18 protein-coding genes are annotated in these 23,429 nt (G+C 71.8%); 12 read left to right on the top strand and 6 right to left on the bottom strand.

The genetic code is table 11. The annotated features are described in order from the left end of the window. Nucleotides 1-6: 6 nt before the first annotated feature. From ACFXOA_RS07545 to ACFXOA_RS07535, 3 genes are all read right to left on the bottom strand, one after another. Nucleotides 7-2,913, bottom strand: coding sequence for an AAA family ATPase (locus tag ACFXOA_RS07545; RefSeq protein ID WP_385023653.1), 2,907 nt, complete (start codon nt 2,911-2,913; stop codon nt 7-9). 85 nt (nt 2,914-2,998) lie between these two features. Beyond that, nucleotides 2,999-3,547 (bottom strand): hypothetical protein, encoded by a 549-nt coding sequence (locus ACFXOA_RS07540; protein WP_385023651.1) that lies wholly within the window; start codon nt 3,545-3,547, stop codon nt 2,999-3,001. A 210-nt stretch (nt 3,548-3,757) separates the two neighbouring features. Then, on the bottom strand, nt 3,758-4,534 hold the full coding sequence (locus tag ACFXOA_RS07535; protein ID WP_385023649.1) for an IclR family transcriptional regulator: 777 nt from the start codon (nt 4,532-4,534) through the stop codon (nt 3,758-3,760). Nucleotides 4,535-4,800: 266 nt separating this feature from the next. Between ACFXOA_RS07535 and ACFXOA_RS07530 the strand changes: the two genes are divergently transcribed. From ACFXOA_RS07530 to ACFXOA_RS07520, 3 genes are read left to right on the top strand one after another with little or no spacing between them, the layout of a single operon-like run. After that, entirely contained in the window at nt 4,801-6,399 is a 1,599-nt protein-coding gene (locus tag ACFXOA_RS07530; RefSeq protein ID WP_385023812.1) for an OPT/YSL family transporter, read from the top strand. 57 nt (nt 6,400-6,456) lie between these two features. Then, the gene (locus ACFXOA_RS07525) at nt 6,457-7,527 is read left to right on the top strand and encodes a DUF917 family protein (protein ID WP_385023647.1); all 1,071 of its coding nucleotides are present in this window, start codon (nt 6,457-6,459) and stop codon (nt 7,525-7,527) included. Further along, entirely contained in the window at nt 7,520-8,983 is a 1,464-nt protein-coding gene (locus ACFXOA_RS07520; protein WP_385023645.1) for a M20/M25/M40 family metallo-hydrolase, read from the top strand. Before ACFXOA_RS07525 ends, ACFXOA_RS07520 begins: the two co-directional genes overlap by 8 nt. A 208-nt stretch (nt 8,984-9,191) precedes the next feature. On the opposite strand, the gene ACFXOA_RS07515 is transcribed toward ACFXOA_RS07520, so the two are convergent. Then, nucleotides 9,192-10,217, bottom strand: a complete 1,026-nt coding sequence (locus ACFXOA_RS07515) for a LacI family DNA-binding transcriptional regulator (protein WP_385023643.1) — start codon at nt 10,215-10,217, stop codon at nt 9,192-9,194. 167 nt (nt 10,218-10,384) lie between these two features. Between ACFXOA_RS07515 and ACFXOA_RS07510 the strand changes: the two genes are divergently transcribed. From ACFXOA_RS07510 to ACFXOA_RS07495, 4 genes are all read left to right on the top strand, one after another. Further along, nucleotides 10,385-11,713, top strand: a complete 1,329-nt coding sequence (locus ACFXOA_RS07510; protein WP_385023641.1) for an extracellular solute-binding protein — start codon at nt 10,385-10,387, stop codon at nt 11,711-11,713. After that, on the top strand, nt 11,710-12,708 hold the full coding sequence (locus ACFXOA_RS07505) for a carbohydrate ABC transporter permease (RefSeq protein WP_385023639.1): 999 nt from the start codon (nt 11,710-11,712) through the stop codon (nt 12,706-12,708). Before ACFXOA_RS07510 ends, ACFXOA_RS07505 begins: the two co-directional genes overlap by 4 nt. Then, on the top strand, nt 12,705-13,553 hold the full coding sequence (locus ACFXOA_RS07500) for a carbohydrate ABC transporter permease (protein WP_385023637.1): 849 nt from the start codon (nt 12,705-12,707) through the stop codon (nt 13,551-13,553). Before ACFXOA_RS07505 ends, ACFXOA_RS07500 begins: the two co-directional genes overlap by 4 nt. A gap of 76 nt (nt 13,554-13,629) precedes the next feature. Continuing rightward, nucleotides 13,630-15,303, top strand: a complete 1,674-nt coding sequence (locus ACFXOA_RS07495) for a glycoside hydrolase family 13 protein (RefSeq protein WP_385023635.1) — start codon at nt 13,630-13,632, stop codon at nt 15,301-15,303. 73 nt (nt 15,304-15,376) lie between these two features. Here the strand turns inward: ACFXOA_RS07495 and ACFXOA_RS07490 are convergent, their stop codons facing one another. Then, entirely contained in the window at nt 15,377-16,264 is an 888-nt protein-coding gene (locus tag ACFXOA_RS07490) for a carbon-nitrogen hydrolase family protein (RefSeq protein ID WP_385023633.1), read from the bottom strand. Between the two features lie 165 nt (nt 16,265-16,429). Here ACFXOA_RS07490 and ACFXOA_RS07485 point away from each other — a divergent pair, with 165 nt between their 5' ends. From ACFXOA_RS07485 to ACFXOA_RS07475, 3 genes are all read left to right on the top strand, one after another. After that, nucleotides 16,430-17,341: a LysR family transcriptional regulator gene (locus ACFXOA_RS07485; RefSeq protein ID WP_385023631.1), complete on the top strand. Its 912-nt coding sequence runs from the start codon at nt 16,430-16,432 to the stop codon at nt 17,339-17,341. Between the two features lie 118 nt (nt 17,342-17,459). Next, nucleotides 17,460-18,821, top strand: a complete 1,362-nt coding sequence (hisD, locus tag ACFXOA_RS07480) for a histidinol dehydrogenase (protein ID WP_385023629.1) — start codon at nt 17,460-17,462, stop codon at nt 18,819-18,821. A gap of 124 nt (nt 18,822-18,945) precedes the next feature. Next, the gene (locus ACFXOA_RS07475) at nt 18,946-20,352 is read left to right on the top strand and encodes an amino acid permease (protein WP_385023627.1); all 1,407 of its coding nucleotides are present in this window, start codon (nt 18,946-18,948) and stop codon (nt 20,350-20,352) included. 4 nt (nt 20,353-20,356) lie between these two features. Here the strand turns inward: ACFXOA_RS07475 and ACFXOA_RS07470 are convergent, their stop codons facing one another. Then, a complete protein-coding gene (locus ACFXOA_RS07470; RefSeq protein WP_385023625.1) occupies nt 20,357-21,355 on the bottom strand; it encodes a LacI family DNA-binding transcriptional regulator in 999 nt (332 codons plus the stop codon). 187 nt (nt 21,356-21,542) lie between these two features. Between ACFXOA_RS07470 and ACFXOA_RS07465 the strand changes: the two genes are divergently transcribed. Both ACFXOA_RS07465 and ACFXOA_RS07460 read left to right on the top strand, forming a co-directional pair. Then, the gene (locus ACFXOA_RS07465; RefSeq protein ID WP_385023623.1) at nt 21,543-22,682 is read left to right on the top strand and encodes a cupin domain-containing protein; all 1,140 of its coding nucleotides are present in this window, start codon (nt 21,543-21,545) and stop codon (nt 22,680-22,682) included. Nucleotides 22,683-22,687: 5 nt separating this feature from the next. Then, nucleotides 22,688-23,383 (top strand): alpha/beta fold hydrolase, encoded by a 696-nt coding sequence (locus ACFXOA_RS07460; RefSeq protein ID WP_385023621.1) that lies wholly within the window; start codon nt 22,688-22,690, stop codon nt 23,381-23,383. Nucleotides 23,384-23,429 lie beyond the last annotated feature (46 nt).

Raw genomic sequence — 23,429 nt, 5'->3', positions numbered from 1 at the left:
CCGGCGTCAGGAACGGCTCACGAGCGCGGCGAGCGCGGCCCGGGTGGCGACGCCGGCCTTGCGGAGGACGCGGGAGACATGGGTCTCGACGGTGCGAGGGCTCAGGTAGAGCCTGGCGGCGATCGCCTGGTTGGTGAGGCCTTCGGCCACCAGACCGGCGACCTCCCGTTCCCGCGCGGTCAAGGAGGACAGCCACGACGGAGCCGTGGAGGTGGTGCGGAGTACGGACAGCCGTGTCATCTCCGCCAGACCGGTCAGCAGGCCCGCGCCTCCCGAGACCGCGAGCCGGTGCCCCTGCCTCCACATCGCCACGGCGCGCTCACCGGCCCCGGCGGCCTCCATCGCCGGGGCCGCCAGCAACAGGGACCTCGCCTCCCAGAACACCGCCCCCGAGCGCGCGCACAAGGCTGCCGCCTCGGCCAGGAGCGCCGCCGCCGTCGCTGCGTCGCCGTGGTGCAGTGCCAGCTGGGCCGCGCTCCGCATCGCGGAGGCACGCTGCACCGGCAGGCCGAGCCGCTCCGCCTCCCGGCCTGCCCGCTCGGACCATGCGGACGCCGCCGGGACGTCTCCGGTGGCGAGGGCGGCCGTGACGAGGAGTTCCGAGAAGAGGGGGCGCATCGAGGGTTGCAGGCCGCGCAGGTCGTCGCCTCCCGCCCGCAGGAGCGCGTCCCGGGCACGGTGTGGGTCGCCGCCGGTGAGCGCCGCGTAGCCGAGCATGCACCAGGCCATGGAGGCCCGCCAGTTGTCGCTCGCCCCCACTGCGGCGACGGCCTCCTCGGCGGTCGCCACGGCCCGGGGGTCACCGGGCGCCGACGAGGCGACGCACACCTGTGCCTTGTTGGCCAGGACGAAGGCGAGCAGTTCGGCACTGCCGACGCCGCGGGCGACGTCCTCCGCCTCGTCGGCCAGTTCGCAGGCCGACGGCAAGCGGCAGGTCTGGACCCGTACATGGGCCTTGCACAGCAGCAGGAGGGGCAGGAGATAGATCTGCCCACTGCGGCGGGCCACACCGAGACCCCGGTCGGCATGGCGCTCCGCGTCGGCGTAGCGGCCCAGGAACGCCTCGGCCCATCCCAGCCTGCCGAGCGGCTCGCAGAGCGCCGCGAGGTCGCCGTCGGGCAAGCCGTCCAGTATCGCCGCCGCCTGCTCCGCGCATGCGCTCGCGGCGGTCACGTCGCCTTCGTATGCCTCGCCGAACGCGGCGACCGCGAGCGCCGCCGCCTCACCGCGTTCGTCGCCGAGGAGACGGGCGTCCGCGAGCGTGCGCGCGACTTCGCCGCGCATCAGCGGATAGGAGGCGCTGTGGGGCGCGGACGAACTCAGCTCGATGCCGATCGACACCCGGTCGCGCGGCGACGGCTCCGGTGTCCTGTTCAGCTCACGGCGCAGCAGTGCGAGCGCCTCGGAGAATCTGCCGAGGTGGCGTTCCGTCAGCGCGCACAGCACGACGGCGGACGTCCTCACGCCGCTGTCCTCGGGACCCGCCGCGGCAATCACCCGGTGCAGCAGGTCACGGCTCTCCCGCAGCTCACCGGCGACCCCGAGTGCGCGGGCGCGCCACAGCATCAGGTCACGTCGCTCAGCGGCGTGTTCAGGGGTGTCGGGCAGGATCCGGAGTGCCGCGAGGAGCCAGTGTGCGCAGCTGGTCGGCGCCGTCGACGCGGTCTGCTCGGCGGCCTGCCTCAGCACCGCGTAGGCCTGGGGGTCCCACGTGGTGACCGATCGTTCGATGTGCTGCGCCCGGTCGGCCGCGGGCGCGCCGGTCCGGGCCAGTTCGGCGGCGGCGGCCCGGTGGATCGAGGCGCGCCGTCCGGGGGCGGTGGAATCGTGCACCAGGGTACGGATCACCGGGTGGCGCGGCACCATGCGGCCGCCGGGGCCGGGCCGTACGAGGTCACGTCGCGTCAGCGCTTCCAGGTCGTGGTCCAGCTCGGCGTCGGTGCGTCCCGTCACCTCCCGGATGACCGGGTGGACGGCCTGATCGCCGAGCAGTGCGATCACTTCGAGAGTGCGGCGCTGGGGCTGTGTCAGCGGTGCCAGTTCGTCGAGCAGCAAGGAGGCCAGACCGGTGGGGAGTTCACCGGCACCGGTGCCGGTCGCGGACGAGGCGGGCCTGCGCGCCGCGTCCTCGCGGTACGCGTGCAGGAGGGACAGGAAGTGGAGCGGGTTGCCCTCGCCCGCGGTGTGGAGGAGCGTGGCCCGGTCGTGCGGCAGATCGGGCGCGAGCCCTTCCACGCAGTCCCGTTCCGTGAGGGGAGCAAGAGGAATGCTGAGGACCGCCCCGGTACCGGCCCCGCGGGTGAGCGCCGCGGTCAGCGAGACCGGTGTCTGCCGGTCACGGCGGGCGGTGACGAGGACGACCGGACCGGGTACGGGGTGCCGGACGAGATGGCCGAGCAGTTCCACCGAGGCCGGGTCCGCCCAGTGCACATCGTCCAGCACCAGGACCAGGCCCCCGGACCGGCCGAGCCGCGCCAGCAGGGCCGCCACCGAACGGTGGAGGCCGAAGCGGTCGGTGGTGAGGGGAAGCGGGCCGGCGCTCCGTGGGCCGAGAACGGCGGACAGTGCCTCCGGCAGGTCCGTCGCGTGCGGTGGACGGTGGTCCAGATCGGCGAACGCGTCGGCGAAGGGATGGAACGGGAGGTGCCGCTCGTACTCGGCCGCGCGGCCGCGTAGAACCGTCGTCCCGCGGCGCCGCGCACCGATGACGAACTCCGCGATCAGCCGGCTCTTGCCGATGCCCGCCGCTCCGCTGATGTCGACGAGAGCCGGAGCGTCATGGCCCGGGCGGGCGATCGCCCTGTCGAGGAGCTCCAGTTCGGCCGTGCGGCCGACGAACGGACTTCCGCCCGCGCGACGGGCGACCGCATGGCCCGGTGCGTCCGCGGGTGTGTGCTCTCTGCCGAACTCCACAGCCCTGTGTATCACGTCGGGGCGGACATCCGTCCGGTGGTTCGTGCAGCCGCCGTGACGGGCGGATCTGCGCCGTCCCGCCCGCTCAGCCGAACAGCGCCTGCCAGATCGACACGAGGACGCCCGCGACGACTCCCAGGACGAGGGCGGCCATCTCGGCGACGATGAAGAGCAGGACGTAGTTGCCGTCGTGGCTCCACGTGGCGTCCCGCGCGGCGGCGCAGAAGGACAGCGTGAGGGCCAGGAACGGTCCGATGACGAAGCCCGTGACAGCGACCCACGTGCCCAGCGCGTTGCCGGACAGTTCATGGGCCCTGCCTCGCACCATCCGCACCTCCACCGTGCTGCCGGGACGGTGCGAAGCGGCCTTGTCCAGTGTCACCCGCCGCGCGGGCTCACCCGCCGCGCGCGGGGTGTACATGCCCTGGCAGTCGGTGCCGTCCTCGTAGCCCTCGATGTCGGTGACGGCGTAGCACGAGCTGATCGTCATGACGCCGTCCACGGGGCCGATGCCCAGGACGGCCGCGAGGTGGGGCCCCGGGAGCAGCCAGACCAGCCAGGCCCCCAACGCGATACTGACCACCGCTCCGGTCAGCGCCGTCCGGCGCGCCCACTTCTCCGATGCTCGCACCACTCGCCACCCTCCCCCGGAATGCGGCCGTCCCGGGAGCTCCGTGACGTTCGGCCCGCCCGGCCGGCACCACTCTCCTCCGCGGTCACCGTGCCGCGCATCCGTGGATTCCCTGACATCGCCTACGCGGCCGGGGTGGAGCGTCCGCGTGATCGGCCGTGATTCGCCCGGCCCGGCCGGGGTGCGGCACCTGCCGGGGGGCGGCGCCGCTGATCACTCGGCAGCGGGCGCCTCGAATGCGAGCCACGACGGATCGCCGATGTGTCTCCCGACGCGTGAGGCCGCGTCGCGGACCGCGGCGCCGCACCGGGCCACCAGGGCGTCGTTCCGGTCTCTCGCCGGGAACGCCAGTCCGATGCCGAGGATCTGGCCGGTTCCGGGGTCCCTCACCGCCGAAGCGGTCCCTGCGACGTCGAGCACGAACTCGTCGTGCGAGAAGGCCCATCCGCGCACCCTGATGTCGGCGAGCTGCCCGCACAACTCGGCCTGGTCGCGGGGCGCTTCACCGATCGGTTCGAATGTGGTGCCGACCCGGTCCAGCGCCTCGGCGTCGGTGAGGTGGGACAGCTGCGCCCGCCCCATCGAGGTGGCGTAGGCGGGCGCCCGCGTCCCGACGGGCGTGTAGGCCTGGAGGGTACCGGCCCGCCCGGTGCGCATGTGGATCACCAGCGACTCACTGCCGTCGAGCATGACGACGTAACCGGTGTAGCCGATCTCGTCGACCAGCTTCCCCAGTTCCTCCTCCAGGAGCATGCGCGCCGACCGTGCGGCACGGAAGTGGTAGGAGGCCTCCATGACAAGAGCTCCCGGGCGGTAGGCCCGCGTCACCGGATCGCGTTCCAGGAACTCCTGCTCCGCCATCAGCGACAAGGTCCGGGACACCGAACTCTTGGGCAGACCGAGCCCGTTGGCGATGTCCATGACGGTCAGGTCGCGACGCATCCGCGACATGAGCCGAAGGACATCCTTCGCTTTGACGAGTGAGCTCACAAGCCCTCCCCACCCCTTCGTTCCTTTGCGGACAACGCTCTCACGCGGCACGGACACCGTAAGTCAACCCTTGACATCCCGATCCTCCCTGGCCACTAATGTTCCAAGAAATAGATCTTGGTTGCATTTTTTGCAACTCCGAGGCCTGATCGTCCGGCACGGTCAGCGGCTTGAGGGAGAACCGAGTGACTGACCAGCGGGCAGAGACGCGGACGAGGCCGTCAGCCCCGTCGAGGCACCCACGCGCACTGGCACCGGGCAACCTGATGCTGTCGGTGGCGGTGAGCGTGTTCGGCGCCGTCGTCGGGATCCAGGTACTGACAAGCCTGGGAATCACCCCGAGCACCTCGCTCATCGGCGCGCTCGTCGCGATGACGCTGGCGCGCATACCCCTCGCCGTGTTCCGCCGATACCGGTCCGCGCACGTGCAGAACCTCGTGCAGACCAGCATCTCGTCGGCGACCTTCGGCGCAGCGAACAGCCTGTTCCTGCCGATCGGCATCCCCTTCCTGTTCGGGCTGCACGACATGGTCGTCCCGATGCTGATCGGCGTCTCCTGCGCACTGCTGTGGGACGCCTGGCTGCTCTACCGGATGTACGACACCCCCGCGTTCACCGCGTCCAACCCATGGCCGGTGGGCATCGCCGCGGCCGAGGCGATCAAGGCGGGGGACGAAGGTGGGCGGCGCGCCGCGATCCTCGGCGGCGGGCTCGTCACCGGTGTCCTCGGAGCATGGCTCTTCGCCCTTCCGATGTCGGCGTTCGGCGTCGCCATGATCGGCGGAGTGGGCGCGATGGTCGCCTTCGGCCTCGGACTGCTCACCGTTCGGTACGTCCCGAGCCTGACCGGCTGGGACCTCACCGCCGACTACGTACCGCACGGCATGATGATCGGCGCCGGCCTCGTCGCCCTCGTCCAGGTCGGTCTGCTCGTGCGCAGGGAGAGCCGTACCGCACGTGCCGTCACGTCCGAGGCCGCCACGGGGCCCGGGCACGGCGAGGCGCCCGCAGGTCCCGGGGCGGAAGGCGGCACCCCCGCGCCGGCTGTGGCGGTGAGCTCGCTCGGCCCCACTCTCGGGACCGGGGTACTGGGATACATGGTCATCGCTCTCGGCCTCGCCCTGGGCACGGGCATCGTGTCAGGCATGAGCGTGCCGATGCTGATCGGCTTCGTCCTGTACGCCGGCGTCGCGGCGCTGGTCCACGAGCTGCTGGTCGGCATCGCCGCGATGCATTCGGGGTGGTTCCCCGCGTTCGCGCTCGCCCTGATCACCCTGCTGCTCGGCATCCTCATCGGATTCCCGGCAGAGGCTCTGGTCGTGCTGTCCGGCTTCACGGCCGCGACGGGTCCGGCCTTCGCCGACATGGGCTACGACTTCAAGGCGGGGCACCTGCTGCGCGGCCGGGGGAGCGATCCCGCCTTCGAACTGGACGGCCGTCGCCAGCAGTTGATCGCAGGGATGATCGGCTTCGTGGTCGCGATAGCGGTGGTCCTCGCCTCGTACCGCGTGTTCTTCGACAACGGGCAGACCGCTCCCATCGACGCCGCGTACGTGGCCGCCATCAAGGCGGGCATCTCCTCGGACACCGCCTGGCACCTGCTGATGTGGGCCCTGCCCGGCGCACTCCTCCAGATCATCGGCGGCTCCCGCCGGCAGCTCGGCGTCCTGTTCGCCACGGGGCTCCTCATCTCCACCCCCGGCGCCGGCTGGATGGTCGTCGCCGGACTCCTCGTCCGCCTGGCCGTGACGCGCGTCCGCGGCCGGGACGCCAGGGAGAACCTCGAAGTCTTCGCCGGCGGCGTCATCGCCGGCGACGCGCTCTACGCCTTCGGGAACGGCGTCCATCGCGCCGCCGCTTCCTGAGCCCTCCCACCGCCTACCCGTTCAACGGGCATCCGTCCCTTCACCGGAGGTAGAAACATGAAACGCGATCTGACCCTCGCCGACGTCGAACCCGCCCTGATCGGTGGTGCCATCCTCGGAGGAGGAGGTGGCGGCATCGTGGAGACGGGCAGGGAGGCCGTCCGCGTCGCCATGGAGGTCGGGACCCCGCAGCTGTGGAGCCCCGACGAGTTCGCGGAGGACGATCTCACGGCCACCATCGCCCTGGTCGGCGCGCCGGCCGCGCCCGACCCGCTGGTCCTGCCGCGGCACATGCTGCGCACTCTGGAGCTCCTCCGTGAACAGCTTCCGGCGGGCCGGAAGCTGGCGGCGCTGCACTGCAACGAGAACGGCGCGTACACCACCTTCAACGGATGGCTGCACTCCGCGCTCACGGGTCTGCCGGTCATCGACTTCGCCTGCAACGGCCGCGCCCAGCCCACCAGCGTCATGGGCGGCATGGGCCTGCACCTGGTCGAGGACTTCCAGTCCCTGCAGGCGTTCGCCGGCGGGCACCCGGAGAACTACCTCGAGGGTGTGGTGACCGGCAGCCTGGAGAGCACCTCCTCCCTGGTCCGGCGGGCCTCCGTCGACGCGGGCGGCTGGATCGGCGTGGCCCGCAACCCGGTCACCGTCGGCTACGCGTTGGAGAACGGCGCGCCCGGCGCCATCAGCCAGGCGATCGAACTGGGCCGCGTCCACATCTCCGGCGGGGTCGAAGCGACCGCGAAGCACCTGGGCGGCCGGATCGTCGCCGAGGGACGCGTCAAGGACTACCGGTGCGTACAGTCGGGCGGCCGGGACTACGGACTGGTGGCGCTGGACGACGCCGAGGCGACGACCGTGCACTTCATCAACGAGTACATGGTCCTCGACCACGACGGCGCACGGATCTCCCGCTTCCCGGAGCTGATCATGACCTTCGCCGAGGACGGCCGTCCCGTCACCTCCGGTGAGATCGGCGTCGGCGACCGGATCACCGTGATGGTGGCGCCGGTGGAGAGCCTGATCCTGTCCAGGACGATGTTCATGCCCGATCTGTACGAACCCCTGGAGAAGGCCATGGGCTTCCGCTTCGCACCGGGCACGGAGGACCTCGTCGATGCCTGAGCGTCCGGACTTCGCACTCGATCCCGGCCGGACCCTCGCCTTCTGCCGCGACCTCTGGAACGACTCGCTCCTTGCGGAGCTTTCGGCGTTCATCGAGGTCCCGGCCCTCAGCCCCGCCTACGACGACGACTGGGAGCAGCGGGGGCTGCTCGACCGGACGGCGACCGATCTCGCGCGGTGGGCCCGTTCGACGCCGGTCAAGGGACTGACCGCGGAGGTCCTCCGGGAACCCGGCCGCACCCCCGTGGTGTACGTGGACATCCCTGGCACCGGAGAAGGCACCGCCCTCTTCTACGGCCACCTCGACAAGCAGCCCGGAGGCACGGGCTGGAGTGACGGGCACGGACCGTGGACACCGGTCTTCGACGGCACCCGACTGTACGGCCGCGGAGGTGCGGACGACGGCTACGCGGCGTACGCGGCGCTGGCGGCGGTGCTCGCGGTCGACGACCAGTCCGTACCCCGGCCGCGCTGCGTCGGCGTCTTCGAGACCGGGGAGGAGTCCGGCAGCCCGGACCTCGACCACTGGCTCGACGTGCTCTCGCCGCGCATCGGATCGGTGGATCTGCTGATGTGCCTGGACTCGGGCGCGGGTGACTACGACCGCCTGTGGCTGGTCACCTCTCTGCGCGGACACTGCAGCGGACGACTCGACATCCAGGTGCTCGACGACGGGGCGCACTCCGGCGACGCGGGCGGAGTCGTCCCCTCGTCCTTCCGCGTGCTGCGCATGCTGCTCGAACGTCTCGAGGACAGCGGAAGCGGACGGCTCCTTCCCCCGTCGTTCGGTGTCGCGATTCCGCCGGAGCGAAGGGCGCAGGCCGAAGAGGCAGGAGCGGTCCTCGGACAGCGTGTCGCCGAGCGCTTCTCCTGGCACGGTTCCGCCGGCCCGGTCGTCGACGACCCGGCCGAACTGCTGCTCAACCGGGCGTGGCGGCCGAGCCTCGCGATCACCGGCGCGGAGGGGCTGCCGCCCATCGCCGAGGCGGGGAACGTGCTGCGTCCGCACACGGGCGTCAAGCTCTCGCTCCGTCTGCCGCCGACCGTGTCCAGCAAGGCCGCCGTGCGCGAACTCCAGGCGCTCCTGGAAGCGGACCCGCCCTACGGCACACGGGTACGGTTCACACCCGACACCGTTCTCGCCGACGGATGGAACGCACGGACCATGCGGCCCTGGCTGCATGACGCACTCGATCAGGCGAGCCGAGACCACTACGACGGCGCCCGCCTCGCGATGATCGGCCAGGGCGGCACGATCCCGTTGATGGGGATCCTGCAGCAGCGCTATCCGGACGCCCAGGTCCTGGCCTGCGGTGTCCAGGGGCCGGGCACGAACGCGCACGGGCCGAACGAGTCACTCCATCTGCCCTACACGCACCGGCTCACGGCCAGCCTGGCATCCGTGCTTCCCGCGCTCTGCCGTCGGGCGGCGACGGATACGGCGCAAGGCGGGTAAGCCGGCGCGGGCGCGGGTCGCCGACAGCCGTGTCCCCGCCACCCCCACGCCTGCCGGTGTCGACAACCGCTCCCGTCGACGCCGGCAGGCGCATGCTGTCCGCCGTCATGCCGCATCCCCCGAGCGTGACGCGTCCGTCGGGACTGCGGCCATCGCGGGCCGGTGCCGCCCTCCGGCAAGGCGCCGTGACGGTGCGGCCTCCGAAGCCCTACGGCTTCGGGGCAGGCCCCGTGCTGCCTCGCGGCACGAGTTCCACCGGCAGGACGACGTGGCGCGCCCGGTCCGCCTCCGGGTCCTGGATCACGGCCCTGGCCAGTTCGGCCGCGGTGGAGCCCAGCCGGCGGGCCGGCTGGGCCAGGGTGGACAGGTCCCAGGCCCCCGCCATCGCGTGATCGTCGAAGCCGAGCACCGAGATCCGTTGCGGCACCGCCAGGTTGGCGCCGCGCAGCACGGTCAGCAGGCGGAAGGCGATGTCGTCGGTCTCGGCGAATATCGCCGTCGGCGGCTCCGGGAGGGACAGCAGGCGGCCGACCGCCGCGTCCAGGCTCGGCCCCTGCCACTGCGCGACCTGCCGGACCAGCTCGTCGTCGCGGGGAACGCCCGCCTCCGCCAGGGCGGCCCGGTACCCCTCGAGGCGGGCACGGCTGCTCCAGGCGAAGCCGGAGTCGTCCGCGGGCTCGATGTAGGCGATGCGGCGATGCCCGAGGTTCAGCAGGTGCCGGGTGCCGCGCAGGGCGGCCTCCGCGTCGTCCACGTAGACGCCGGCCCTGTCGTCCTCGTGCTGACTCACGAAGACCAGAGGCATGCCGAGGCCGTCCAGGCGCTCCCGCTCCTGGGGTGAGAGCGCGAAGCTGACGACGAGCAGCGCGTCCGCGTTGCGGCGGGCCGGCAGGCGGTCGAAGAACTGGGCACGCTGTTCGGCGGTGGTGACGCTGTACACGAGCATGTCCAGCCCCGCGGCGTTCAGTCCGGGTGCGAGGCCGGCGAGCACGGCGCCCAGGAACCAGGACTCCAGGTTGGGCACGAGGACCGCGACCCTGCCGGTGCGTCCGGTGACGAGGCTGGAGGCGCTCCGCGAGATCGCGAACGACAGCTCGCGTGCGGCCTGTTCGACGCGCTCACGGGTCTGCGGGGACACCGTCGACAGGCCGCGCAGGGTGCGCGAGACAGTCGAGGGCGACACCCCGGCCCGCTGTGCGACATCCGCCAGTGTGGCGCCCCGTTCACCAGTCATGGAGGGGACGCTAACACAGTGATCTTGCCACTCCGAGAGGCCTCATGGCATCGCTGTCATTCCTGCAATGCCTTATCTGCATCGGAAGAATCCATTGACACTGGATCTTGCAGCTCCCTAACGTGCTAGCGCTGTCATTCGGCAGCGCGAAAGGGGAGGAGCATGCCATGGCCCTGCACCGCAGAAGCCTGCTCGCGGGCGTCGGGAGCGCCGCCGCGGCGGGCCTGTTGTCCGGATGCGGAGGAGGGGATCTCGACGGTCTGCTGACGCAGGCGGCCACCGCACCGAGGAAGCCCGCCCGGCTGACCTGGTGGGTCTCCGAGATTCCCTCGCGTCGGGGAGCGGTCGTCGCGGACCTGATCATCCGGGCCTTCGAGCGACGCCACCCCCACCTCCGGGTCTCGAAGATCAACGCCCTGTCCACCTCGGACGGCAACCGGAGCGCCATCGCCACCCAGCTCGCCGGTGGTTCCCCCCAGCCCGACGTCTACCTGGGCGACACGACCTGGCCCGCGCAGTTCGGTCACGCCGCCCTCGCCCTGCCCGTGGACACGCTGCTGCCCGACGGCTTCTGGGACGCCTACCCGTCCGCGCTGCGGAGCAGTTCCACCTACCGGGGCGCGGAGTACGCGGTGCCGTTCTTCCTCGACAGCACCTACCTCTTCTACCGCAAGGACCTGTTGGTGAAGCACGGCCTGCGGGTGCCCCGCAGCTGGGAGGAGCTGCTGCACACGTCGCGTACGGTGCAGCGCGCCGGGGACGCGGCGGCGGGTTTCCTGTGGCAGGCGGCCGTGACGGAGTCGCTGACGGCGAACGTCACCGAGTTCCTCGCCGACGCGGGCGCCGGCATCCTGGACGGGCGGGGCAGGGCCGCCCTCGGTGGTGCGGGGGCCGAGCGGGCGTTCTCGCTGATGGCGGAGTTCACCAGCAGCGGGGTGACACCCCGGACCGTCACGTCCTACCAGGAGTCGGACTCACAGGACGCGTTCGTCAACGGACGCGGGCTGTTCCTGCGCAACTGGTCCTACGCGTGGGTGAACGCCTCCGCTGCCGGCGTCTCGCGCGTCGCGGGCAAGGTGGGTGTGGTGCCGCGTCCCGGCTTCGAGGGCACCGGCCGCGGTGGCGTCTCCTGCGCGGGCGGCTGGAGCAACTTCGTCAATCCCAGCTCCCAGGAGCTCGGCGCCGCGATGACGTTCGCACGGTTCTGCGCCGGTGAGGAGGTACAACGGCTCCTCGCCCGGGAGGCCGGTGTCATCCCGGCCATGAGCTCGGCGCTGACCGGACGTGAGGCGCGGGCGGCCGGCGATCCGACGGTGCTGCGGGCCGCCGAGGTGCGGCTCGTCTCCCGGCCCGTGCAGACCCCGCACTACCCGCAGGTCAGCAAGGCGCTCTACACACCGGCGAACGCGGTCGTCGGCGGCGACCTCTCGCCCGCGGCGGGGGTCCGTGCCGCGCAGGAGGGCCTTCGTACCGCTCTGGAAGGGAAAGCTCTGTGAGTTCCGCGCTGCAGTCGAAGGCACCGGCGGCGAACCGGGGCGGACATCCCGCCGCGCCGGGCCCCGAGGCCACCCGTCGGGACCCGTCGACGCCACCACCCCGCTCCGGCGCGCGCCGCCGCGCCCGCACCGGATGGCTCTTCGCCTCACCGGCGCTGCTGGTCGTCACCCTGGTGACGGTCTTCCCCGTGGCCTTCTCACTGGCCCTCTCCTTCTCCGACGTACGCCTGGAGTACGGCGGGATGCGCCTCGGCTCCCCCACCCCGGCGCACTACGAGGCTCTGCTGGGGAACCCCGAGTGGTACCACGCACTGGCGTTCACCCTGGGCTTCACGGCCGTCTCGGTCCTGCTGGAACTCGTCCTCGGCACTCTCGTGGCTCTGGTCCTGGAGCGGCTCGGCGCCGCCCGCGGCTGGCTCATCGCCGTACTCCTGCTGCCCTGGGCGCTGATCAACGTCGTCGCCGCCCAGCTGTGGTCGTACCTCTTCAACGGCACCTACGGCGCGGTGGGCTGGCTGTGCGAGCAGGTGTTCGGCACCCAGCCCGACATCCTTGGCCGGCCTGTCCCGGCGATGGCCGCGATGGTCGCGGTCGACGTCTGGAAGACCACGCCGTTCGTCGCCATCGTCGTGCTGGCGGGGCTCATGCTGATCCCGGCGGAGGTGTACGAGGCCGCCGAGATCGACGGCGCCGGGACGTGGACGACGTTCTGGCGGGTCACGCTGCCTCAGTTGAAGCCGATCGTGGCCATCGCGGTGCTCTTCCGCATCCTGCAGGCCTTCGGCATCTTCGACCTGCCGTTCGTCCTGACCCAGGGCGGGCCGGGCACGGCCACCCAGTCGGTGGCCATGCTCGGCTACCGGATCCTCTTCCAGGATCTCGACTTCGGCGGAGGCGCAGCCGTCGCCGTCTCCACCGCGGCCATCGTCATGGCCTGCTGTCTGTTGTTCCTGCGCGTCTTCCGCGCCCAGGCCGATGAGGAGGTCCAGGGATGAGCCGTCACACCCCCCGCCCCGGTGTCCGCCGGTACGTCAACGCCGTCAACGCCGGCGGTCTCCTGATCGCCGTGTGCGCCACCCTGCCGCTGCTGTGGATGGCGTCCGCCTCCTTCAAGGGCCCCGCCGAGATCAGCGCGACACCGCCCACGCTCCTTCCCAAGGAGCCGACACTCGACAACTACACGACGGCGTTCGTGCGCAACGGCATCGGCCACTACTTCCTCAACAGCGTCGTCGTCGCCTGCGTCTCGACCACCCTGATCCTGTCCCTGGCCTTCCTCGCCGGGTACGGCCTCGCCCGGTTCGCCCTGCGCGGCAGGGGCGCGATCATGACGGCGCTGCTGATGCTGTCGGTGTTCCCGCCGATCGCGCTGCTGGTGCCGCTGTTCCTGATGGAGCGGCAGGCCGGCCTGCTCAACAGCTACCCCGGCCTGGTCATCCCGTACGTCGCCCTCAACCTGCCGTTCGCGGTCTGGATCATGCGCAACTACCTCAGCAAGATCCCGCGCGAGCTGGAGGAGGCGGCGACCGTCGACGGCGCCGGCGCCCTGCGCACCGCACTGACGGTGATCCTGCCGCTGGCCCGGCCCGGCCTGTTCACCGCCGGCGTGTTCTCCTTCACCGCCACCTGGTCGGAGTTCCTGCTGGCACTCACGTTCAACGGCGTCGACGACCGGCGCACCGTGTCCGTGGGCATCGCCCTGTTCACCAGCCAGTACCAGGTCCCGTACGGGGTGATCTTCGCGGGGGCGATGGTGGCCACCGTGCCGATCGCCCTCCTGGTCCTGATCTTCCGCCGGTCCGTCGTCTCCGGCATGACCACGGGGGCGGTCAAGGGCTGACCCGCCCCGTCTCCTCATCCGCCTGCCCGCCCCACGACCGCGGCGCGGGCACCGCACGATCCAGAAAGGCCCTCACATGCCCCAGTACCCCCGCCCCGTCGGCACCACGGCCGACGCCGACTGGTGGCGGCAGGCCGTCGTCTACCAGGTCTACCCACGCAGCTTCGCCGACGCCGACGGTGACGGCATCGGCGACATCCGGGGCGTCACCTCCCGTCTCCCCTACCTCGCCGACCTGGGGGTGGACGCCGTCTGGCTGAGCCCCTTCTATCCGTCGGAACTGGCAGACGGCGGCTACGACGTCGCCGACTACCGCGATGTCGACCCCCGGCTGGGCACACTCGACGACTTCGACGCGATGGTCACCGAGGCCGACCGACTGGGCCTGCGGATCATGGTGGACATCGTCCCCAACCACTCCTCGGACCAGCACGTCTGGTTCCAGGAGGCACTGTCCGCGCCCCCGGGATCGCCCGCCCGCGCGCGCTACGTGTTCCGCGACGGCCGTGGCGAGCACGGTGAGCTCCCGCCCACCGACTGGCCCTCGAGCTTCGGCGGCCCGGCCTGGACCCGGGTCCCCGACGGCCAGTGGTACCTGCACCTCTACGCGCCCGAGCAGCCCGACTTCAACTGGGACGACCCCGAGGTCCGCGAGGACTTCCACACCACGCTGCGCTTCTGGTCGGACCGCGGGGTCGCGGGGTTCCGCGTGGACGTCGCCCACGGCCTCGCCAAGGACCTGGCCGAGCCGCTGCGCGACCTGGGCGACGCACTCAGCTACCAGCCGGACGAACTGCCCGACGACGGCAGCCACCCGCTGTGGGACAGAGACGCGGTGCACGACATCTACCGTGGCTGGCGGCAGGTGTTCGACGAGTACGAGCCGCCGCGCTTCGCGGTCGCCGAGGCATGGGTCCGCTCCTCGCGGCGCGCCCCGTACGCCTCCGCCGACGAACTCGGCCAGGCGTTCAACTTCGACTTCCTCAACACGGCCCTCGACGCGGGAGCGATGCGGGCCACCATCGACGCCGCGCTGGCCCACGCCCGCGAGGCCGGGGCCACCAGCACCTGGGTGCTGTCCAACCACGACGTGGTGCGCCACGCCTCGCGCTACGCGCTGCCCACAGGGGCCGGAAAGGCCGATCTCGAGGCGTGGCTCATGGCTGACGGCCGGGAACCGGTGGCCGACGGGGACCTGGGTCTGCGCAGGGCGCGCGCGGCGACCCTGCTGATGCTGGCGCTGCCCGGGTCCGCGTATGTCTACCAGGGCGAGGAACTGGGCCTGCCGGAGGTCGCCGACCTGCGCACGCAGGACCTCCAGGACCCGATCTGGGTGCGCAGCGGAGGACGCGTCAAGGGCCGTGACGGCTGCCGGGTACCGCTGCCGTGGACCCGTGACGGGGCGAACCACGGCTTCGGCTCCGGCGGTTCCTGGCTGCCGCAGCCCGCCGGCTGGGGCTCGTACGCCGCCGACGTCCAGGCCGGCGACAAGGACTCCGCCCTGGAGCTGTACCGCTCCGCGCTGCGCCTGCGCCGCGAACTGGTCGCGGACGAGGCACTGGAGTGGGCCTGCACCGGCGCGGACACCGAGCGGGGCCTGCTGCACTTCACCCGCGGCGGGGGCTGGCACATCCTGGCCAACCTCTCCGACGCGCCCGTACCGCTGCCGCAGGGCACCGTTCTCCTCTCCTCCGGCTCGCTGCCCCGGGACCTGCTGCCCGCGTGGACCACGGTCTGGATGCGGGCTTAGGGCAGGCGGCTGATGAGCGCACCAGGGGTGCCGACCGGACGCCATCGGTCGGCACCCCTGGTGCCTGCGCCGCCTACCGCGACTCGGAGGGGAGCCCCTGCCGCCAGCGCGCCGCGTCGATCCGGCCCGCGTACAGGGGGAGTTCGATCGCGGCCTGGCCTGCGGTGAAGGGGTCCCAGACACGGGTGAGCCCCGCAGTGCCGTGGGTGCGCACCCGGCGGGCCTCGCCCAGCTCCAGGACGTCCGTGACGACCTGTTCCGTGGCGGAGTCCGCTTCGGCGCGCACCCGCCCCTCGGGGTCGACCACGATGCTGCGGCCGATGCCGTCCGGCTGCGCGGCGTTGACGCTGGCCATGGCGACCTGGTTCACGATGGCGTTGGCCCGTGCCAGGACCAGTTCCTGGGCGCGGTCGACGGTCGGTGTGCGGACCAGGTTGAGGACCAGGTCGGCACCCTGCCACGCCAGGTGCCGGGTGACCTCGGGGAACCAGGCGTCGTAGCAGATGGACAGCCCCACGCGCCCGTATCCGTCCATGTCGAAGACCACGAACTCCGATCCGGACGCGGTGGTTTCGTAGGGCAGCCAGGGAAAGACCTTCCGGTACGAGGCGACGCGTTCGCCCCCGGGCGAGTACACGGGGGCGGTGTTGTAGATCAGGCCGTCGTCGCCACGCTCGTAGACACTGCCGGGCACGAGCCACACGCCGGCGTCGCGCGCGAGGCCGGCGAGGCGGGCGCCACGGGGTCCGTCCAGCGGCTCCGCGGCCGCCGTCATGACCGTCCCCGGGTCCTCGTCCGGCCGGTGGCCGCACAGGTGCAGTTCCGGGTAGACCAGCAGCCGGGCCCCCGGGTGGGTCCGGGCCGTGCGGCGCACATCCGCCTCGAACGCGTCGAGGCCGTCGTCGTCGGCGTGGTGGTGAGCGGCCGACTGGACGAGACAGATCGACAGGGGGCTGGTCATCGGCGGGAGGGCCTTCCGGGCTCGGGCGGTGTACGGGTGAGCCCGCACGAGCCAATCACCCCGGTGACCATGGGACAAGCCCTCTGTTTCCTGCGACAGCCACAGGAATAACCTGTGGGCTCGGCCGGAACCGTCACACCCGACACTCGGAGCAAGGCAGATCACATGACCCTCAATCAGCTGAAGGCCTTCGTGGAAGCGGAGCGGCTCGGGTCGTTCACGGCCGCCGCGCGGGTCATGGACATCGCCCAGGCATCCGCCTCGGAGCTGGTGCGCCGCCTGGAGGCGGAACTGGACACGGAGTTGTTCGTGCGGGGCAGCCGCACGCTCACCCTGACCTCGGCAGGACGGGAGCTGCTGCCCTACGCCCGGCAGTCCGTGGACGCCGCCGACAACGGCACACGGGCCGTGCACTCGCTCGGTTCGCTGGGCGGCGGCACCGCCACCTTCGGGGTCCTGCGCAACGCCGACTACTACCTGCTCTCCAACCTCGTCCAGCTGTTCCACGCCCGCTACCCGTCGGTGCGGGTGCGGCTCGTGGGGCAGAACTCCGCGGAGACCGCGGCCGCCGTGGCGGCCGGGCACATCGAGGCCGGCCTGGTCGTGCTCCCCGTCGACGACGAGGAGCTCCAGGTGACCCCGCTGCTGCGCGACGAGGTGTACTTCGTGAGCGCGCGCGAGGAGCGCGTCCGTACGCCGGTGACCATCGACGACTTCGCGCGGGCACCTCTGGTCCTTTACGACGCCCACTACGGCTGGCAGGACCCGACCCGGCGGCAGCTCGCCGAACGCGCCCAGTTCGCCGGGGTCCGCATCGAGCCGCTGATCGAACTCGAACACGTCGAGGCGGCCCTGAAACTGGTGGCCACCGGGGTGGGCGACACGATCGCCAGCCGGGCCGTGGTCGACAGCCCGGCCTTCCCCGCGGGGCTGCACAAGGCGCCCTTCGCCGACCCCCTGTACGACACCATCGCGCTGGTGCGGCGCCGGGGGCACCCGCTCTCCCGGGCCACGCGCGAACTGGTCCGCATCGCGGAGGACACCCTGCGCGAGATCCGCGTCGCACGCAGCCTCTGACGGCCCGCCCCCGCGCCCCCTGCGGGCGCCCCTGACCCGCTTGCACAGGACAACCCTGTGGATCGGACAGGAATCGCCCCTCTGGTCCTGTGGCACCGGCCGGTCTAGCGTCCTCACCATGCAGATCACGCACGACGAAGCACAGGCCCTCCCTCCCCTCAAGTGGCTCAAGAAGCCGTCCGTCGACGGCCCGCCCGCCCAGCGCGACCCCAAGGTCGTCGAGCGCGTCTCCGAGATGCTCAAGGAGATCGAGCTCAAGGGCATGGACGCCGTCCGCGCCTACGCCCAGGAGCTGGACGGCTGGTCCGGTGACCTCGAGGTCACCGCGGCGGAGTTGAAGAAGTCGGGGGACGCCCTGCCGCCGGACGTCCGCACCGCCCTGGAGATGGGCTACGAGCGCACCCACCGGTTCGCCGCCGCGCAGCGCGAGCACCTGACGGACTTCGAGATCGAGCTCGCCCCCGGCGTGCGGGGCGGCCAGCGGTACGTGCCGGTCTCCCGCGTCGGCGCGTACCTCCCGGCCGGCCGGTTCCCGCTGCTCGCCAGCGCGTTCATGACGGTCAACGTCGCGAAGACCGCGGGTGTCCCGACGGTGGTGGCGTGCACACCGCCGTCGGGTGAGCACGGCGCCCACCCGGCGGTGCTGTACGGCGCCTACCTCTCCCGCGCCGACCGGGTGTTCGCACTCGGCGGCGTCCAGGCGCTGGGCGCGATGGCCTTCGGGCTGCTGGGGGAGGCTCCGGTGGACATGCTGGTCGGCGCCGGCAACGCGTTCGTCACCGAGGCCAAGCGCCAGCTGTTCGGCCAGGTCGGCATCGACCTCCTGGCCGGCCCGTCCGAGGTCGCTGTCATCGCCGACGGGAGCGCCGACCCGGAGTGGGTGGCGGCGGACCTGCTGGGACAGGCCGAGCACGGCCCCAACTCCCCCGCCGCGCTGATCACCACCTCCGAGGCTACGGGGCAGGCCGTCATCGCCGAGATGGAGCGCCAGCTCGCCTCCCTCACCACCCGCGACATCGCGGGTCCGGCGTGGCGCGACTTCGGGTCCGTCATCGTGGTGGAGGACCGGGACGCCGCCGTCGCCGTGGCGGACGTCATCGCCCCCGAGCACCTCGAGATCCACACCGAGGACGACGACTTCTACCTGGAGAACCTCTCCAACTACGGCTCGCTGTTCATCGGGCAGTGGTCCACCGTCGCCTACTCGGACAAGGGCATCGCGGGTACCAACCACGTGCTGCCGACGGGCAAGACGGCGCGCTACAACGCCGGTCTGTCGGTCTCGCGCTTCCTCAAGCCGCTGACGTACCAGCGTGCCGCGAAGGAAGGCACGGCGGCGCTCGCCCCGGCCGTGGAGCGGATCTCCGCCTTCGAGGGTCTCGCGGCCCACGGTGCGACCGCGACGCTGCGCATCGACCGGATCGGCCGCACCTCCGGCGCGTTCGACTCGGTTCCCGCCGCCCTGCGCGAGCAGCTCTGACGCACACGCTCAGCACCGGGCCGGGGCCGGCTCCCGCCGCCCCGGCCCGCCCCCTCGCGGGGCCCGCGCCTCGCCCACGTCGCGGCGCGGGCTCCCCCCTCGTACGCGAGCGAAGGATCCCTCCATGCAACCCCCCTCGTCCGAGCGGGCCCCCACCGCGGGAGCCACGCTCACCCAGGGCCTGAAGGGCCGCCAGATCACGATGATCTCCATCGGCGGTGTGATCGGCGCCGGCCTCTTCGTCGGCTCGTCGGCCGCCGTGGCCTCGGCCGGACCGGCCGTGATCATCTCGTTCCTCCTGGCCGCCGCCCTGGTGGTGCTCGTCATGCAGATGCTCGGCGAGATGGCCGTCGCCAACCCGGACACGGGTTCGTTCTCCACGTACGCCGACCGGGCGCTCGGCCGCTGGGCGGGCTTCTCCATCGGCTGGCTGTACTGGTGGTTCTACATCCTCGTCATCCCGATCGAGGCGATCGCGGCCGGGGAGGTGGTCTCAGGGCTGACCTCGGTCCCCAGCTGGATCCCCGCGCTCGTGGTGATCCTGCTGCTCACCGGCAGCAACCTCCTGGCGGTGCGCAACTACGGCGAGTTCGAGTACTGGTTCTCGCTGATCAAGGTCGTCGCGATCGTGGCCTTCCTCGTCCTCGGGGTGCTCGCCGTGCTCGGACTGCTGCCCTCGTCCGACACCCACGGGGTGTCGAACCTGTGGAGCCACGGAGGTTTCGCGCCCAAGGGCGTCACGGCGATCCTGGCCGGCCTCCTCACCGCGATGTTCAGCTTCCAGGGAAGCGAGATCGTCACCATCGCGGCAGCCGAGTCCGAGGAGCCGCGCAGGAACATCAGGAAGGCTATCCGCGCGGTGGTCTGGCGCCTGGGTCTCTTCTACATCGGCTCGATCCTCGTCGTCGTCTGCCTCGTGCCCTGGAACGCCGAGGACCTCGCGGCCGGTTCCTACCAGGCCGTTCTGGACCGGATGAACATTCCCGGCGCCGCGCGGATCATGGACGTGGTGCTCGTCGTCGCGGTGTGCAGCTGCCTGAACTCCGCCGTGTACACGGCCTCGCGGATGATGTTCTCGCTGGCCGGGCGTGGTGACGCCCCCGCCGCCTTCGCCCGGACCTCGCCCCATGGAGTGCCCCGCAACGCGGTGCTCGCCTCCACGGTCGTCGGGATCGCCGCGGTGATCGCCAACTACCTGCTGCCGGAGGTGTTCTCCTACCTCATCGCCTCCAGCGGGGCGATCGCGCTGATGATGTACATGGTCATCGCGCTCACCCAGTACGCGGTGCGCCGCAAGGGCGGCCTGCCTGCCGAGGTCCGCATGTGGGGCTTCCCCTACCTGACGCTGGCCACCATCGCCTTCATCGCCGGGGTGCTGGTCCTGATGGCCGTACTGCCCGGGCACCGGCTGGAGCTGTGGCTCTCGCTCGGGCTCGCCGCCGTCCTGGCCGTCGTGGGCGTGGTGCGCCAGCGCCGCCTCGGAGCACCCGCCACCGCCGCCGGACCCGTGGGCGCGGCCTCCCGGCCGTGACCGTTCAGCGGGCCGTGGAGTGGGTGGCCCTGGGTACGAACTCGGTCGGCAGGACGAGGCGTTCGCCGGCCGGGTCGACCTCTCCGCCGATCCGGCGGACCAGCAACCGGGCCGCCTGGCAGGCGAGTTCCCGCAGGTCGTGGCGGACGGTGGTCAGCCGGAACACCTCCCAGGCCGCCATCGGCAGGTCGTCGAAGCCGATGACGGTGAGGTCGTCGGGGACCTTGACGCCTGCTGCCAGCGCGGCGTTGAGCACGCCGATGGCGACCACGTCGTTGCCGCAGAACACGGCGGTGGGCGGCTCCGCCGCCTCCAGCAGGGCGGGCAGCGCGGCGTAGCCGGTCTCGTACTCGAACGCGCCCCGTACCACCCGGTCCTCCGGCAGGCCGATGCCGGAGTCGGCCAGCGCGAGCCGGAATCCCAGTTCGCGCTCGCGGCCGGTCGTGGTGTTCGCCGCCCCGAAGACGCCCGCGATCCGACGGTGGCCGAGCGCGACGAGTTCCTTCGCGACGAGGCGCCCCCCACCCTCGTTGTCGACCACCGAGGCGAAGTCGCCCGGCCGGCCGGTGTCCCGGTTGAGGAAGACGTAGGGCATCCCGCGCCGCTCCAGCAGTGCGGGCAGGCGCGAGTCGGTGGTGGCCGTGGCGAGGACGACGCCGTCCAGGGACTGGTCCAGGAGGCGTTCCTCGGCGACCGCCTCGTCGGAGCGCTCGGTGAGCAGCATCATCCGGTAGCCCAGCTGCCGCAGTTCGTCGTGGAGCGGGGCGACGACGTGCGGGTAGAACGGGTTGGTCACGTCGGTCACGATGACGCCGACGCGCCGGGTGGCCCGCGTCGACAGGGTGCGGCCGGCTTCGCTGGGGACGTAGTTCAGCGCCTCGGCCGCCCGCCTGACCTTCTCGCGCGTGGCCCGGGACACACGGGGGTCGTCGCGCAGGGCGCGGGAGACCGTGGGCTGCGAGACGCCTGCGAGCCTCGCCACGTCGTGACTGGTGATCGCCAACACTCTCTCCTCGTCGACACCGCCCACGGCCGGGACCGGCCCCGCGAGCTCCTTCAGTATACGTATGCCGCACCGGGTTTCACCCTTCGCGTACGCCACTCAATGTGCTTTTCGCTCTTGACAAGCCGCACCCCTGGGGCCTGTCATAGCAATGCATACGTATTCCAACATGCTCCAGGGAGTCCCCATGCCCGATGTCGTCGTGTCCGCCCCCGAACTGGAGCAGCGCACCGTACGCCGCAGCGACTTCGTCTCCTGCAACCAGGCGTTCATCGACTGCCGCACCCCCGGCTCGGACCGGAAGGAGAACTACGCCATGATCGGGCCGGGCGTCTCGCAGTCCTCCGGCCAGTACGTCAACCTCCGGCTGCCGCACGGCTACAACATCGGTGCCGCGGCCATGCCGCACGGCATCACCAACAACCTGCACCTGCACTACACCGCCGAGGTGTTCGTCTGCACCGAGGGCGAGTACCTGCTGCGCTGGGGCGCCGACGGCAGCGAGGGCGAACTGCCGCTCAGGGCCGGCGACATCGTGTCCGTGCCCACCTGGATCTTCCGTGGTTTCACCAACACCGGACCTGACGACGGCTGGCTGTTCACCGTCCTGGGCATGGACCGCACCGGAGGCATCATCTGGGGCCCGTCCGTCCTGCGTGAGGCGGAGCAGCACGGCCTGTACCTCACCGCCGACAACCAACTGGTGGACACGGTCGCCGGGGACGCGCTTCCTCCGGAGTCCGAGCTGATCACGCCCATGGCGCAGGAGAGCATCGACCGGCTCCGCCACTACAGCACGGACCAGATGCGCCGCCGGGTCGCCGCGGCGGACGATCTCGTGTGGTCGCAGCGCCCCTTCCTCGACAGCGTCCTGTCGGGCGGTGGGGCGCGGCTGAGCTGCGTCATCGGCTACGGCATGACCGAGGACCCGCACCAGGAACCGCGTGTGTTCAACCCGCACGGCCACAACCTCGCCTGGCTGCGCGCCGAGCCCGGCCAGGGAGTGTCGGCCCACCGCCAGCACGAGACCCAGACCCTGATCGTCAAGGACGGCCTGTGGGAGGTCACCCTCAACCGCACCGACCCCGTCTCGGTACGCCTGGGCCCTCGCGACATGCTGTCGGTGCCGCAGGACGCCTGGCGCACCCTGCGCAACGTCGGCGACCAGGAGGGTGACCTGCTGGTGGTCAACTCGGGTGACGGCAGGGTCCGCCTGGAGTGGGACGAGGAGGTCCACAAGGCCGCCGCCGACGCGGGCCTGGGCATGGACCACAACGGATACGTCGCGCCCTACGCGCTGCTGCCCCGCTCCGCACGGCGCTGGTGACCGGCGTGCCGCTGCCCCTGGTCGTGGTCCCCGGCATGCTGTGCGACGCGAGCCTGTGGTCGGACGTGGTCTTCCCCGAGGGCCACACCGTCCACCACGTCGCGCTCGGCCGCCCGGACATCGGCGCACTCGCCGACGACGTCCTGACGGCGACGGAAGGCCCCTTCGTGCTGGTCGGGCTCAGCCTGGGCGCCATCGTCGGGTTCGAGGCGCTGCGCCGGGCCCCGGAGCGAGTGGCCGGGCTGTGCGTGATGGCGACGAACGCCGCCGGGCCCCGCCCGGAACAGCACGCGGCCTGGAGTGAGCTCGACGCCCTCGTCGCGGCCGGCCGGTTCACGGACGTGGTCGAGCGCACGCTGCCGGACATGTTCCCGGACCGCCGCCCGTCGGCGGCCGGCGCCGACCGCTACCGCCGCATGGCGTGGTCCGTGGGCCCCACCGCGGCGCGCTCCCAGCTCTCCGCCCAGGCCACGCGGCAGGACGCGTTCGCGGCACTGGGCACCGCGCGGTGCCCCGCCGTCGTCCTCTCGGGCGGCCGGGACACGCTGTGCCCGCCCGCCTTCCACCACTCCATCGCCAAGGCCCTGCCGCAGGCCCGAATCCGTGAGCTGCCCGACGCCGGGCACCTGGTGCCGTGGCAGCGCCCGGACGCCGTGTCCGCAGCGCTGCGCGAGGTGGTCGCGGCGGCCACCGCCCGGTGATCCCGGCCCCACCTCGCAGAGCCTTTCCGTCTTCCCCTGTCATCAG

Source organism: Streptomyces sp. NPDC059166 (genome assembly GCF_042755185.1).
Lineage (GTDB): Bacteria > Actinomycetota > Actinomycetes > Streptomycetales > Streptomycetaceae > Streptomyces.
Note: the sequence above shows the minus strand (reverse complement) of the source record. Positions and strands in the feature narration are given on the sequence as shown.

What these genes read in the sequence shown, in the direction of transcription:
- ACFXOA_RS07530 (WP_385023812.1), top strand. Translation starts at nt 4,801, where the DNA reads ATGCTGTCGGTGGCGGTGAGCGTGTTCGGCGCCGTCGTCGGGATCCAG.
- ACFXOA_RS07525 (WP_385023647.1), top strand. Translation starts at nt 6,457, where the DNA reads ATGAAACGCGATCTGACCCTCGCCGACGTCGAACCCGCCCTGATCGGT.
- ACFXOA_RS07520 (WP_385023645.1), top strand. Translation starts at nt 7,520, where the DNA reads ATGCCTGAGCGTCCGGACTTCGCACTCGATCCCGGCCGGACCCTCGCC.
- ACFXOA_RS07515 (WP_385023643.1), bottom strand. Translation starts at nt 10,217, where the DNA reads ATGACTGGTGAACGGGGCGCCACACTGGCGGATGTCGCACAGCGGGCC.
- ACFXOA_RS07510 (WP_385023641.1), top strand. Translation starts at nt 10,385, where the DNA reads ATGGCCCTGCACCGCAGAAGCCTGCTCGCGGGCGTCGGGAGCGCCGCC.
- ACFXOA_RS07500 (WP_385023637.1), top strand. Translation starts at nt 12,705, where the DNA reads ATGAGCCGTCACACCCCCCGCCCCGGTGTCCGCCGGTACGTCAACGCC.
- ACFXOA_RS07495 (WP_385023635.1), top strand. Translation starts at nt 13,630, where the DNA reads ATGCCCCAGTACCCCCGCCCCGTCGGCACCACGGCCGACGCCGACTGG.
- ACFXOA_RS07490 (WP_385023633.1), bottom strand. Translation starts at nt 16,264, where the DNA reads ATGACCAGCCCCCTGTCGATCTGTCTCGTCCAGTCGGCCGCTCACCAC.
- ACFXOA_RS07485 (WP_385023631.1), top strand. Translation starts at nt 16,430, where the DNA reads ATGACCCTCAATCAGCTGAAGGCCTTCGTGGAAGCGGAGCGGCTCGGG.
- hisD (WP_385023629.1), top strand. Translation starts at nt 17,460, where the DNA reads ATGCAGATCACGCACGACGAAGCACAGGCCCTCCCTCCCCTCAAGTGG.
- ACFXOA_RS07475 (WP_385023627.1), top strand. Translation starts at nt 18,946, where the DNA reads ATGCAACCCCCCTCGTCCGAGCGGGCCCCCACCGCGGGAGCCACGCTC.
- ACFXOA_RS07465 (WP_385023623.1), top strand. Translation starts at nt 21,543, where the DNA reads ATGCCCGATGTCGTCGTGTCCGCCCCCGAACTGGAGCAGCGCACCGTA.